The organism is Vibrio sp. SCSIO 43137, assembly GCF_028201475.1.
Lineage (GTDB): Bacteria > Pseudomonadota > Gammaproteobacteria > Enterobacterales > Vibrionaceae > Vibrio.
In genome coordinates, this window is the sequence record NZ_CP116384.1 from 422039 (window position 1) to 435559 (window position 13521).

At 45.3% G+C, this 13521-nt stretch carries 14 protein-coding genes; 5 read left to right on the forward strand and 9 right to left on the reverse strand.

What is annotated here, in order from left to right; translation table 11 throughout:
* Positions 1-3: 3 nt before the first annotated feature.
* Entirely contained in the window at positions 4-654 is a 651-nt protein-coding gene (locus PK654_RS17680; RefSeq protein WP_271700376.1) for a glutathione binding-like protein, read from the reverse strand.
* 147 nt (positions 655-801) lie between these two features.
* Between PK654_RS17680 and ppnP the strand changes: the two genes are divergently transcribed.
* Entirely contained in the window at positions 802-1086 is a 285-nt protein-coding gene (ppnP, locus tag PK654_RS17685; protein ID WP_271700715.1) for a pyrimidine/purine nucleoside phosphorylase, read from the forward strand.
* A gap of 33 nt (positions 1087-1119) precedes the next feature.
* Entirely contained in the window at positions 1120-1734 is a 615-nt protein-coding gene (locus PK654_RS17690) for a fumarylacetoacetate hydrolase family protein (RefSeq protein WP_271700378.1), read from the forward strand.
* Positions 1735-1736: 2 nt separating this feature from the next.
* Here PK654_RS17690 and PK654_RS17695 read toward each other — a convergent pair whose 3' ends face one another.
* The 6 genes from PK654_RS17695 to PK654_RS17720 form a co-directional block, all read right to left on the reverse strand.
* Positions 1737-2546: an AraC family transcriptional regulator gene (locus PK654_RS17695; protein WP_271700379.1), complete on the reverse strand. Its 810-nt coding sequence runs from the start codon at positions 2544-2546 to the stop codon at positions 1737-1739.
* A 24-nt stretch (positions 2547-2570) separates the two neighbouring features.
* Complete coding sequence (locus PK654_RS17700; protein ID WP_271700380.1) at positions 2571-3647, reverse strand: threonine aldolase family protein; 1077 nt, start codon at positions 3645-3647, stop codon at positions 2571-2573.
* A 107-nt stretch (positions 3648-3754) separates the two neighbouring features.
* On the reverse strand, positions 3755-4678 hold the full coding sequence (locus tag PK654_RS17705) for an amino acid ABC transporter permease (protein ID WP_271700382.1): 924 nt from the start codon (positions 4676-4678) through the stop codon (positions 3755-3757).
* Between the two features lie 28 nt (positions 4679-4706).
* Positions 4707-5513, reverse strand: a complete 807-nt coding sequence (locus PK654_RS17710; protein WP_271700384.1) for a transporter substrate-binding domain-containing protein — start codon at positions 5511-5513, stop codon at positions 4707-4709.
* A gap of 31 nt (positions 5514-5544) precedes the next feature.
* Complete coding sequence (locus PK654_RS17715; RefSeq protein WP_271700386.1) at positions 5545-6342, reverse strand: amino acid ABC transporter permease; 798 nt, start codon at positions 6340-6342, stop codon at positions 5545-5547.
* A complete protein-coding gene (locus tag PK654_RS17720) occupies positions 6342-7061 on the reverse strand; it encodes an amino acid ABC transporter ATP-binding protein (protein WP_271700716.1) in 720 nt (239 codons plus the stop codon). The genes PK654_RS17715 and PK654_RS17720 overlap by 1 nt, the downstream gene beginning before the upstream one ends.
* A gap of 324 nt (positions 7062-7385) precedes the next feature.
* Between PK654_RS17720 and aroG the strand changes: the two genes are divergently transcribed.
* Complete coding sequence (gene aroG, locus PK654_RS17725; protein WP_271700387.1) at positions 7386-8438, forward strand: 3-deoxy-7-phosphoheptulonate synthase AroG; 1053 nt, start codon at positions 7386-7388, stop codon at positions 8436-8438.
* An 84-nt stretch (positions 8439-8522) separates the two neighbouring features.
* Here aroG and PK654_RS17730 read toward each other — a convergent pair whose 3' ends face one another.
* Together PK654_RS17730 and PK654_RS17735 are read right to left on the reverse strand one after the other, a co-directional pair.
* On the reverse strand, positions 8523-9623 hold the full coding sequence (locus PK654_RS17730; RefSeq protein WP_271700389.1) for a mechanosensitive ion channel family protein: 1101 nt from the start codon (positions 9621-9623) through the stop codon (positions 8523-8525).
* 172 nt (positions 9624-9795) lie between these two features.
* A complete protein-coding gene (locus PK654_RS17735; RefSeq protein WP_271700390.1) occupies positions 9796-10317 on the reverse strand; it encodes an NADPH-dependent FMN reductase in 522 nt (173 codons plus the stop codon).
* A 133-nt stretch (positions 10318-10450) separates the two neighbouring features.
* Between PK654_RS17735 and PK654_RS17740 the strand changes: the two genes are divergently transcribed.
* Together PK654_RS17740 and PK654_RS17745 are read left to right on the forward strand one after the other, a co-directional pair.
* The gene (locus PK654_RS17740) at positions 10451-11350 is read left to right on the forward strand and encodes a LysR family transcriptional regulator (RefSeq protein WP_271700392.1); all 900 of its coding nucleotides are present in this window, start codon (positions 10451-10453) and stop codon (positions 11348-11350) included.
* Between the two features lie 452 nt (positions 11351-11802).
* Positions 11803-13470, forward strand: coding sequence for a methyl-accepting chemotaxis protein (locus tag PK654_RS17745; RefSeq protein ID WP_333909669.1), 1668 nt, complete (start codon positions 11803-11805; stop codon positions 13468-13470).
* Positions 13471-13521 lie beyond the last annotated feature (51 nt).

The following is a 13521-nucleotide window of genomic DNA, read 5'->3' on the forward strand; positions in this document are numbered from 1 at the left end:
CATCTATAGGGAGCAGACCTTCATTCCTTTCTGGAAACCCGGACGGGCAGTCAGAGCGGCTACCCAGCGCGTAACATTTTTATAGTTACTCAGCTCAAGGGTTTCGCTTGCTTCATAATAGACATCAAGGCAGACAACCCAAGGCAGAATAGCAAAATCAGCAATAGTCAGCTCATCACCGACAATATACTCTTTCCCTTCCAGCTGTTTATCAAGTACTGCAAGTAGCCGTTTAGCTTCAGTGGTATATCTCTGCTGGCCATAGCTCAGATCCTGATCTTGTGGAGCATAGCGGGTGAAGTGACCAAACTGGCCAAACATAGGGCCCAGGCCACCCATCTGCCAGAATAACCATTGCAGCGCCTGACTGCGTTTAACCGGATCATTTGGTAAAAACTTACCGGTTTTCTCCGCAAGATGAAGTAATATCGCTCCCGACTCCATAATCGCCTGTGGTTTATCAAAGGCGCTGTTGTCAACAATAGCCGGGATTTTTGAATTCGGGTTGATGCTGATAAATTGATCGGTGAACTGGTCGCCCTCCCGGATATCAATGGTATGGGCATCGTATTCCAGCCCCATCTCTTCTAATGCTATCCCGACTTTCTGGCCGTTTGGCGTCGCCAGTGAGTAGAGCTGAATATCTGCTGACATAGTGAGTTCCTCTGTAATTAATTTTTGCTTGTTATCAATTGAATATTGACACTTTCCCTGCGTGACCTTAGGGTGTTTTGTTAAGCGTTTAAGGTCGGACACCTTAATTAAACATGGGCGCTAATTTAATAAAAACAAGGAAGTATGATGATAAAAGAGAACAGTTATTTTGACGGCGGCGTAAAATCACTCGGTTTTACCCAGCAGGATGAGCAGTTAAGTGTTGGTGTTATGTTGCCGGGAGAGTACAACTTCGGAACCGCAGCAGCTGAAAAAATGACGGTTGTTAAAGGGGCTCTGACTATACGGCTGGCAGGGGAGACGGAGTGGAAGCGTTATCAGTCCGGAGAGTCATTTGATGTCGGATCTGACTCCTCTTTTGACGTGAAAGTCGAGCTAATGACCGCATACCTTTGCGAATACATCAGCTAAATCAGACAAGCACAGAGAGTAAGTGAAATAATAATGAATACGGTACAGCTGGGCGAGAAAAGAGTAAAACCGAGTAAAGTGGTCTGTGTCGGGCGCAATTATATGGAACATATAAAAGAGCTTGAAAACGCCATTCCGGATCAAATGGTGGTGTTCAATAAACCTAACTCCTCTATCTCCAAGCGGCTGTTATCGTTTCATGAAGAGCCTTTGCATTACGAGGCTGAGATCTGTTTTCTGGTGCGAAGAAAAAAGCTGGCTGCAGTAGGTTTCGGTTTAGACCTGACCAAGCGCCGGCTACAAAGTGAACTGAAGCAAAAAGGGCTGCCGTGGGAGAGAGCCAAAGCCTTTGACCACTCAGCGGTGCTAAGCCGGTTTGTACCCCTCGACGGGCACAATGTTGCCGATCTTAATCTGGAACTCTATATCAACGGTATCCGTATTCAGAGTGGCCATGTTGGGCAGATGTTGTACCCACCCGCCGTTATTCTTCAGGAACTCAGCCGTTACACTACCCTTGAAACCAGCGACATCATTATGACCGGTACGCCAAAAGGGGTGGGGGTTATCACTGCCGGAGATAAGTTCACCGGCAGAGTGAAATGCGCGGATAAAACCCTTGTGGAAGCTGAGTGGGTGGCTGAGTAACCTCAGTACCTGGACGGAGCGACGCCGTAAGCGTTCTTAAACGCTCGGTTGAAATGGCTTTGGTCGTAGAAACCAACTTCGCTGGCAATGCTGGCGATATTATCATCACTACAGCGCATCCTTCTGCAAGCGTATTCCAGCCGTAATTGTGTCAGCCAGTTATGTGGTGTCAGTCCAACGTTTTTTTCAAAGCGACGAAGTAACTGATAGCGGCTTAATCCCGTTATGTCTGCCAGTTGAGCCAGAGTCATTTTCTCTGACATATTCTCACGGCAAAACTCCTGAACCCAACTCCAGTGGCGTTGTGAAAGACCACCTTTGATATCCTGTTCTCTTGTTTTACTTAATCGGCCTAATATAGGGTTCATCACCTTTAACCACTCCTCTTCTACCGGAAGAGAAGATAAGCTTCCACCCTGTTTTAGTGCAAAGAACAAGGCAGAAAGCTGAGCCGACAAGAGGTTGTCTTCCAGCATTGCGGCAGAAAACAGCGCCTGCTTATTACTGTCGAAGATATCCTGATAACTTTGATCAAGCATTTCAGGGGTAATTCTGAAGGTGTTTAGCTTATAGTCTGAGCCTTGATAAGTGATTCCGTCATGAACTTCTCCCGGAGGCATAACCACGACTCTACCGGGGCCGAGTAGCACTTTTTCTCCGGCTACCTTCTGTTCCTGCACACCCTGAATCACCAATCCCACATGAAAGTCGATATGGTAGTGAGGTTCAAACCGGAAATTGCTAAAGCTACCCTCACTTAAAGTCAGATCAGGAGAGTCACTGACTCTGTGATAATAAACTTGATCACTCACGTTACCCTCCTTTATCTCATCTCTTTAAACAGCAGTTGATACATTGCCGGTAAATTCTGCCGCTTTTTTCAGCAGGTAGTCAACCTGTTCCTTTTGAGTCGAAAAGTTAGTTACCAGCCTGACCACCCCTTGCTCCCAGCGGTCATGATAAAATTGTAAGCCATTATCCAGCAAATGGCTTATCAGCTCTTCCTGCATTTTACAGAAAATAATATTGGTTTCCGTTTCCGAGACCAGCTCTACTAATGGGTTCTTTTGCAGGCCATCGCTGATAAGCTTTGCCATCTCGTTAGCGTGACTGGCGTTATTCAGCCATAGGTCGTCTTCCAGATAGGCGCTCATCTGACATGAGAGTAAACGCATTTTAGACATCAGATGGCCGGCACGCTTACGGCGGAATGCAATTTCATCGGCCAGTTTTTTGTTAAACAGTACAATGGCATCTACGCCCAGAGTACCGTTTTTAGTGGCACCAAATGAGAGCACATCCACACTGGCTTTCCATGTCATCTCTGCTGGTGAGTAAGCTGAAGCCACTAATGCGTTGGCAAATCTGGCGCCGTCCATATGATAGCCCAATCCTGCTGAACGGCAGATGTCCCCTATATGTTGGATTTCATCCAGCGTATAACAGCTGCCGTTTTCAGTTGCCTGAGTAATACTGACAGCAGATGGCTGTACGGTATGAACGTCACCTCTCTTATTCATTGCGGCCACTCTAAGAATATCCGCATCTATTTTGCATTGCCCACCGCTAACGGTGATTAGCTTGCTTCCTGCTGAAAAGAACTCAGGTGCGCCACACTCATCATTGTTGATATGGCTTTTAGGGTGACATAACACTGAACCCCAGGCAGGCGTTAATGCTGCCAGACTAAGTGCATTTGCAGCGGTTCCGGTAGGGACAAGGAAGACATCCAGATCCGTTTCAAAGATTTCTTTTAACTGTGTTGTGACGTTATGGGTTAGTTCATCATTGCCGTAGGGTAAAACCGAGTGAGTACTGTTTTCGGCAATAGACTTTATGATGGCATCGGAAGCTCCGGCAATATTGTCGCTGGTAAAGCTTACGGGAGTGAAAGTTGAGCTCTTGTTGTGCATTGTCTGTTATCCGTCAAAGTGAAACGTATTGTTATATGGCCACCGGGGTAGCTTCAGACATCAATTGTGACGGATATCAGAACAGGGGAATTGTATAATATTGCAGTTTATTCTCTGACCAGATGCTTGCGGCTTCTTTTCTCAAGCTTAGCAAACATAAGAGAAAGGCTCAGGCAGAGAGCCAGATAGGATAAGCCGACGATCAGCCATATCTCGAAGATTAGCCCTGAAGAGTTGGCCATTTCAGTGCCGACAAAAGTGAGCTCCTGAATAGAGATCAATGACACTATGGAAGAGTCCTTGACCAGAGAGATAGCCTGACCGGCAAGGGGAGGAGTAATAGTGCTAATCACTTGCGGAGCAATAACATAACGATATTTAGACCAGAGGGATAAGCCTAAGGCATCTGCGGCTTCCCACTGCCCTTTCTCTATACCTTCCAGACCGGCACGTACCACTTCTGCAATATAAGCTGCAGATAGTAAACCCACACACAAAACGCCGGAAACAAGGTTTTCCCATAGGTTGGCCTTTCCGAACAGAATGCTCTGCAGAACATTGATATCACCGTCGTGTTCCCTGAGCAGACTTTCCAGCCCCAATAAAGGAATCAATTGGTTAGAGATAAAAAAGTAAAAGATAAAGACGAACACCAAAGGAGGGATATTTCGTATCAGCTGAATGTATGCGGTTGCCGGGATCTTAAGCAACCAGTAGCCCGAATGTCTTGCGATACCCAGCAAAGTACCAAGAACAATAGCAAACAGCATGCCCCAGATACTTAGCCGGATGGTGGCGATCAGCCCCTGAAAAAAGTAGGGCAGATCGCCATTTTCTCTCGGCGTAAAAACAAGGGAAAAAGCATTGTCCCAGTTCCAGTGGTAGTTCACACCAACGGAGGAGCGATAATAGATCCAGCCGGCAAACAGCAACACCAGCCCGAGAAGAACATAGTCTAATGTGTTGAGTGTTCGTTTGCTTGCTGCCGTCTGCCCGTTCAGGTAGCTGATAGGCTTACTTTTTACTGTCATCGCTCTGTTTACTTCCGTTTGCTAATGATTACTGACCGCTGGCTATCTGGTTCTGCCAGTCTAAGGTTGAGAACCAGTACTCATAACGTTCTTTCAGCCAGCCATCATCGGTACGGGCCTGAATCCATTCATCAAAGTAGGCTTTTTTGTCAGCCTCACCAAGACGAACGGCGAAAGCTTCGTTACCTTTAGACAGCCTTTCGGTGAAAGGAAGGAAAAGGATATCAGCGTTCTTGATAGTTTCGTGCTCAGGTTTTGGGCTCGATGCGATAACCGCATGAGCATTACCATTCAGTACTTCCTGAAATGCCTGTGCATCGTCATCAAACTGAAGAATCTTGGCCTTAGGGAAAGTTTCACGTGCTACCTGAACGGTAAATGCACCGCGACGGGCAGCAATTTTTACCCGGCGGGAGTTAAAGTCAGAAAATTCACTAAAGCCTTCGGCCAGTTTTTTGCTGGCGGCAACTTGCACACCTGAATGTGAATATGGTTCTGAGAACAGCACGCTTTTGGCCCGCTCTTCTGTGATGGACATTCCGCCGATAATCACATCAAATTTTTTGGCAAGCAGGGCAGGAATAATGCCGTCCCATGCGGTCGGAACAAATTCAACCTTCCAACCGGAATCTTTGGCCAGTCGTTTTGCTACATCAATTTCAAAGCCAATTAACTCGCCTTGTTTGTTGCGCATGGCCCATGGAACAAAGGTAGACATACCTACCCGCAGCGTTCCCCTTTCATTAATTTTATCCAGATTTTTGCTATCAGCCTGTGCTGACAGGGTTACGGATAACCCCAAAAGCGCGGCCAGTGCAATTTTCAGACTCTTCATTGACTTTTCTCCATTAATTATCGGGACCAAATCAGCGCGGACGCCAGTTTGCCCCCAGTTTATGTTCCATATAAGCGGCTAAGCCGGACAGTGACAGTGTCAGCAACAGGTAGATTGCTGCTACGGTAAACCAAATTTCAAAAGGCATAGCAGTTTCAGAAACAATATTTCTGCCTTCTGTTGTCAGGTCAAAAATCGCCATTACGCTGACAATGGAAGAGTTCTTAATCAGAGAGACGGCTTCATTAGTCAGCGGTGGTAAGGTTCGTTGAATGACCTGCGGCAAGATCACGTCTTTATAAGTCGAGTATTTAGATAAGCCGAGTGAGGATGCCGCTTCAAACTGACCTCTGGCAATACTGTTCAGGCCGGCGCGGAAAATTTCAGCTGTGTAGGCTCCCTGAAACAGGGCAAGGGCCAGAACCGCAGTGGCAAACCGGTCTAAACCGATAACCGGCCCGAATACAAAATAGAGCAGGTATATTTGCACCAACAAGGGAGTATTACGGATCAGTTCAATATAGCTGCGGGCGAGAAACCGGCCAACCACAGAGTCGGATATTCTCAGCAGAGCGGTAACAAGGCCTAAAATCAGAGTGGCGATAAGGCTCAGAAGTGAAATTTTTATGGTTACAATTAAACCTTCTGTCAGTTCCGCCGGCCACCATTGGCCGTCTTCATAGAAGAAAAGGAAGTCAGGCACCCTTTGCCATTGCCAGCGATAGCCCATCGCCTCGGCACCACTGTCCAGCAGCCAGACAATGGCTGCTATCAATATTATGATCTGCAACAGTGCAGAGAGGACAGGTTTTACAATTCTTAACAACATCAATGGCTCAATATCTGATTGAGAAACGTTTTCGTTCGTGAGTTCTGCGGGTTAGAAAACAGCTGTTGCGGCGGCGCAATTTCAATAATTTCGCCTTCATCCATAAAGGCCACCCGGTCGGCGACTTTGCGGGCAAAGCCCATCTCGTGAGTGACGCAAACCATAGTCATGCCATCTTGTGCCAACTCAGTCATCACATCGAGTACTTCATTAATCATTTCAGGATCAAGAGCAGAAGTCGGCTCATCAAACAACATAATACTGGGCATCATACACAGTGAACGGGCGATGGCGACACGTTGCTGCTGTCCACCGGAAAGCTGAACCGGATACTTATCTGCCTGATCAGCAATATGGACACGCTGAAGAAAATGACGGGCGCGTTCTTCTGCCTCTTGTTTAGTCAGTTTTAGTGTCCGCATAGGAGCAAGGGTCAGGTTGTCCAGCACGGTAAGGTGCGGAAAAAGGTTAAAATGCTGGAACACCATGCCGACACGGCCTTTTTGCTGCTTTAGCTCACAGCTTCCCAGTACAGAAAGTGTCCCGGAATCATACTGTTCTAACCCGTTAATACAGCGGATAAGGGTTGATTTACCTGAGCCGGAAGGCCCGCAGATAACCAGTATTTCACCTTCATTAACAGAGAGTTGGATCTTGTTTAAAGCCTGAAAGGTATCGAACCATTTATCGACTTGTGTGAACTCAATTGCCTGAGGCATTTTATTAGTCAAAGCTAACTCTTTCTTTATGATTATTATAAATACAAATATAACACTATCAGATACCTAGAGGATTTCCACTCTGTGCTTAGAAGAAGTTCATCTAATTTAGAAAAAACCTAAGCTTCACCATGATTGTAATGATAAGTTTACATTGCATGAAAAGTGTAAAATCTTACTTAATATTGAACTTTGTTCAAAAAAGTGGTTGAAGTTCTCATTTTTAATAGATAAGTTACAGGGACGGTAATTATATAAGCCCTGCCGGTTATTCTGCCGGCATTATAAATTGGGCGTTGAAGTAACACGGGAAGAGATGTAGTCATGTATCAGACTGATGATGTAAGAATTAATAAAGTTAAAGAGTTACTGCCACCGGTAGCGATTTTGGAGAAGTATGCGGCAACAGAAACAGCCTCGTCGACTACATATCAGGCAAGAAAGGCCATTCATAATATTTTACGTGATAAAGATGACCGTCTGTTAGTCGTGATCGGGCCATGCTCCATTCATGATCCTGAAGCGGCTATTGAGTACGGTAAAAAGCTAAAGGTGCTACGTGATGAACTGGGTGACCAGCTGGAAATTGTTATGCGGGTCTATTTTGAGAAGCCGCGTACCACAGTTGGCTGGAAAGGTCTGATTAACGACCCGTACCTGAACGACACTTACAAGCTGAACGATGGCTTGCGTATGGGGCGTAAACTGTTGCTTGATCTGACGGATATGGGCATGCCGACGGCCAGTGAGTTTCTGGATATGATCACGCCTCAGTATGTAGCGGATCTAATTAGCTGGGGCGCTATCGGTGCGCGTACTACGGAATCTCAGGTTCACCGTGAACTTTCTTCCGGTTTGTCTTGCCCGGTTGGTTTTAAAAACGGAACCGACGGTAATATTAAGATTGCGACCGACGCAATCCGCAGTGCCGGCTCGTCTCACCATTTCTTGTCAGTAACAAAATACGGCCACTCAGCGATTGTTGAAACGGCAGGTAATCCGGATTGTCATATCATTTTGCGTGGCGGTAAAGAACCAAACTACAGTGCTGACCATGTGGGTACCATTAAAGACCAGCTTGAAGCATCTGGCTTGGATCAGAAAGTGATGATTGATTTCAGCCACGCTAACAGTAGTAAAGATTTTAAGCGTCAGATGATTGTTGCTGATGATGTATGCCAGCAGCTTGCTTCTGGTGAGAAGGCTATTTTTGGCGTAATGATTGAGTCCCACTTGGTAGAAGGACGTCAGGATCTTATTGACGGAAAGGCGGCCTGTTACGGCCAGTCTATTACTGATGCCTGTATCGGCTGGGACGATACTGAAAAGGTGCTTCGCCAGCTGGCTGATGCTGTTCAGGAGAGACGCAGTAAATAACCCGATTTCAGGTTAAATAACCTTTCTCTTGTAAAAAATGCTCCTAATATGGAGCATTTTTCGTTTCTGCATCAGCATCTTTTGCTATCTGGGGCCTTCAGGAAAAAGCAGCTGTGCCTGAGCTGCCTGCTCTACCTTTAATGTCTGGGTCGGGAAAGCAACGTCAGCGTCATGCTGATGAATAATATTCATTACTTTCAACAAAACATCCTGCTTCACTTCATGGAAATGAACCCAGTTAACCGTCTTGGTAAAGGTATAGATAAAGAAATCCAGCGACGAAGGTGCAAAAGCATTAAAGTTCACAATCAGGGTCTGACTTGAATCGATTTCCGGATGAGATTCCAGCATGGTTTTTACCTCGCGGATGATCTCATCCACTTTTTCAGCGTCTTCGTATCTGAGACCGATAGTTTCGTAGATACGCCGGTTTTTCATCCGCGAAGGGTTTTCAACCACTATATTGCTAAAAACGGAATTTGGTACATAAAGAGGGCGTTTATCGAAAGTCCGTATAATGGTCATCCGCCAGCCGATACGTTCAACGGTGCCTTCTATCTGACGGTCGGGAGAGCGAATCCAGTCTCCCACTTTAAACGGACGGTCAAAGTAGATCATTAGCCCGCCGAAGAAGTTTGACAGAAGATCCTTGGCTGCCAGACCGACAATCAGGCCACCGACACCACCAAAGGTAAGCAGACCGGACAAGCTTAGCCCCAGAGTCTGCATAACGGATAGCACACCCATCATAATAAATAGCAGGCGGGCTACCTTGGCAATGGCCTGTACTGTGGTTTCGTCGCGCTTTTTCTCTTCCAGCAACTGCGACTCAAAGTTGTCCGTCATTCTCAGGGTTATCCAGATAACAATAAAGATAACCAGCAGCATCTTAAGAGTGCCAAGCCAGTCAAGAGAGTAGTCGACATAGTTTTGCAAAATTAAACCGATGGACACGGTGGCAGGCCATAACCAGATTAGCGTACTCACCGGGGTTTTTAGGGAGTCGATGATCAGGTTGTCCCACTGCAAACGGGTTTTTCCGGCAATAAACTCCAGCCTGCCGTAAAGTATCCGCCAACCGATCCATGCAACCAGACTGATGGCGGTAATAATCAGAACATCATTTCCCCATTCGGCACTTTGTTGACCGAGATAGCTTTTCAGTTGTAGAAGTAGTTGATCCATTTTTATCGATTTGATTGCAAAATTTACAACAAAAACTAGCAGAAAAACGCTGATTTCTCTATGAAAAGCTCTTCGGACTTTAGTTAAAACGACAAAGAAAGGTAAATGGTGAGCAAAGGAGAGAAGCAGAAGGCCATAAGACGATCTGCTTCGGGGCAGTGGAATGGGTAACTTAGAATTGTGCCAGAATACTTAATAGCTTGTCTTTGAGTTCAGGGTTGCTTATAGCGCCATTTTCTAAGTCAAAATTGTCATAAAAACTTGGTAGCGACAGTGTGCCTTTCACATCTGCAGCAAAGTATGGTGCTGAACCTTCAGCGGCTGCCAGAACGCTGGCCGCTCCGCCCGGGCCCGGTGATGTTGCCAGTAACACAACCGGTTTGTTCTGAAACACCTTCTGATCGATTCGTGACGTCCAGTCAAACAGGTTTTTATAAGCAGCGGTATAAGAGCCGTTGTGTTCTGCAAATGAGATCACCAGAATATCGGCCTCACCAATCTTGTTGTAAAAGGCGTGTGCCTGCTCCGGTTGTCCGAGCTGCTTTTCTCTGTCTTCACTGAACAGAGGCATTTCATAGTCATTAATATCCAGCAACTCCACCTGCGCATCTGTAATCTGATTCGCTGCATAGTTCGCCAGTTGTTGATTGATTGAGTTTCTGCTGCTGCTGGCAGCGAATGCGAGTACTTTCATGATTATTTCCTGTGGTCTGCTTGAGTTGTTTTTACTATAGTTTGTTAACTAATGTTGATTAATAGCTTAAATGTGCAATGATTATTTCCATATGGCTTGTAATGATGTCGATAAACCGTGAAAGGAGCTATTAATGGCCGCTGATAATTTGCTGGATGGGATGGTTATTTTTGCTGAAGTGGTAAAAGCCGCAAGCTTTACCAAAGCGGCTGAAAACACTGGTCACTCTACCTCTTATATAAGTAAAGTCATAAACAAGTTGGAAGAGCGGCTGGGGGTTCGCCTGATTCACAGAACCACAAGAAGGTTGAACCTGACCGCGGAAGGTAAGCTCTATTTTGAACAGTGCCAGCAGATTATTGAGGATGCAGAGCAGGCTGAAAACGCTATAAGCGGACGGTTCGGTGAACCAAAAGGAACGCTCAGAGTCAGTTGTCCGGTGGCATATGGGGTATTTAACCTAAGGCCAGTGTTGGCAAGATATACTGAGAAATATCCTCAGATTTCATTGGAGCTCGATCTGGACGACAGGAAAGTGGATTTAATTGCTGAAGGGTTTGATATTGTTATCCGGGCAGTTGCCCAATTAGAAGACTCCAGCCTGATAAGCCGGAAGGTAAGCAGTTCAGAAGCGCTCACACTTGCTTCGCCTGATTATCTGAAAAAACATGGTACCCCGCGCAACCCTTATGATCTCGACCGCCATAAAGTCATGAGTTACAGCAACCACAGGCAGCCTAATATCTGGCAGTACAATGACCTTGACGGTAGCCCTGTTCAGGTTCATGTCGATTCGGTGGTGCAGACAAACAACTCTTCCCTGATGTTAGCACTTGCTGTTGCCGGTCAGGGTATCTGCCGTCTGCCACGTTTTTGTGTCGGCTGTGAGATAGATAGTGGCAAGTTGGTAGAGCTGTTTGCTGATTATCCGAAACAGCAGATTGGAATTTATATGGTCTATCCCAGCAGAAAACATATCTCGCCCAAGGTGCGTAGTTTTATAGACTTTGTTGCTACGGAACTGGGAAATTAAACTCTGTATATTGAATTATTGGAAAATATATAATCGAATAGTCGATACATATTTACGAAAACTTAACGGTATTTTTGTTAAGGTTTTGTAGCTATTCTTAATGAATTAAAATATTAGAATATTTATGCTGCCCCCAAATAGGGTGGATTTTAATTATATTTAAATAAATTAGTCTTCCTATGATTAACTGAGAAAGTTGTAAATAACATCTGTTTACCTCAGGGTAATCTCAATCTACTAAAATCCCTTGATATTAATGAGTTATCTGGCATAATTCCGAGCTATTTATAAAAACATAGGAAAAGTTAAGATTTTCCTTCCTTCGTCAGTGTTCAATTGTCAGGTTATTCTATCCTGAAAATACAGGTTTTTTGTGCTACAAAAAGCAACGGCTAATATAGTTTTAAGGTTTTATAATGCTTTATATTAGGAATTTAAAGATTGCATCCAGAATGTCTGGATTGGTAATTATACTCTTGCTGTTAATGTTAAGTATTGCTGGTTACGGCTATATAAAACTCGACAGAATCGGAGAAGAATTAAAAGGCATTACCAATGAAGATATGCCGCTTATTGAGTTGGCCAGTGATATTACAACTAAACAACTAGAATCTGCAATTTTAATAGAGCGTGCTCTGCGTGATGCGGGAGTTAAAAGCCAGGTAGAGCAAGTTACTCCTCAGCATGCCAGAGCGGAATTTCGTCGTATCAGCGAAGTGATTGATGATGAAATTACCAGTGCTGAACAGCTGTTAGCCAGTGCCATTACTCATGCGGTATCGGCAGAAATTGAACAACTGGAGAGACAGCTTCAGAGTGAACTCGCGTCATTAAAGAATAATCATAAGAGTTATGAGTCTGATGTCGCTAATATTCTGACCCAGATAGAGAATGGTCATATTGATGATGCAAGTCGCTCCCTAGTACAACTGGAGAAACAGCAAAAAGCGCTGAATCATCAGTTAGAGGCATTTCTGGTGAATATTGAAGCTATGACTGAGATGACACTAAAAGTGGTTGAAGATGAAGAGAAAGCCGCTATTTATGGTATGTCTCTTATCGGCTTAATTGCCATTGTTGCTGGTGGCGGTCTGGGCTATCTGTTTACCCGTAGTCTGGTGAAACCTCTGCAGAGGGCGGCTGATGCTTCTCACCGAATGGCGAGTGGTGATCTTTCAGTTTCAGTTCGCGCCGATCATAAAGATGAAATGGGTGTTCTTCTTAATACCATGGATGATACGGCCAGAAAGCTGGAGCAGATGATAGGGAAAGTTCTGCAATCATCCAATCAAATTGCTTCCTCTGCACAGGAGATGGCGGCAGCAACGGAGCAGACCAATCAGGCCATTAACTTCCAGCAGTCTACTACTGAGCAGGTGGTATCGGCTATGAATGAGATGTCGACGACTATTCAGCAGGTCGCTGATCAGGCGGTTAATGCATCTCAGGCAACAGAATCGGCCAATCAGGACGCTAACAGTGGTGTAGAAATTATGACTCACCACCAGAAAGAGGTGGGTTATCTGGTCTCTCAGGTTAGTGAAGCTTCCGAGAAGATTGATACACTGAAAAATGAGAGTAACGATATTGGCAGCTTTGTTACTGTAATTAATGAAATCGCCGATCAAACCAATCTGCTGGCGCTGAATGCAGCAATAGAAGCTGCAAGGGCTGGTGAGCAAGGACGTGGATTTGCGGTGGTAGCAGACGAAGTTCGCTCACTTGCTTTCAGGACTCAGGAAGCCACTCAGCAGATTCAAAAATTGATTGAGCAGCTACAGCAGGGAGCCGTGCTTGCCGTTCAGGTAATGAATGAGAGTCGCCTGCAGGTTGAAGCAAGTGTAGAAAGAGCGGCTTCTGCAGGAGAGTCTCTTCAGAGCATTAACCACTCTATCGAGAGTATTAATGGAATGAATATGGAGATAGCAACCATCAGTGAGCAGCAATCTATTGTGGCTGAAGAGATAAACCAAAATATGGTTAACATCAGTGAGTCCGGTAAAGAGGTGCTTGGTGGTTCATACCAGACAGCACTATCCAGTGAATCTCTGGCTGAACTGGCTGTCGAGCTTCGTGAACTGATGGGGCAATTTAAATTGTCGGCTCAGAACGCCGCTTAATAGTTTTACAGGAATGACAAAGTGTAAAAAGGCTGCATAAATAAAATATGC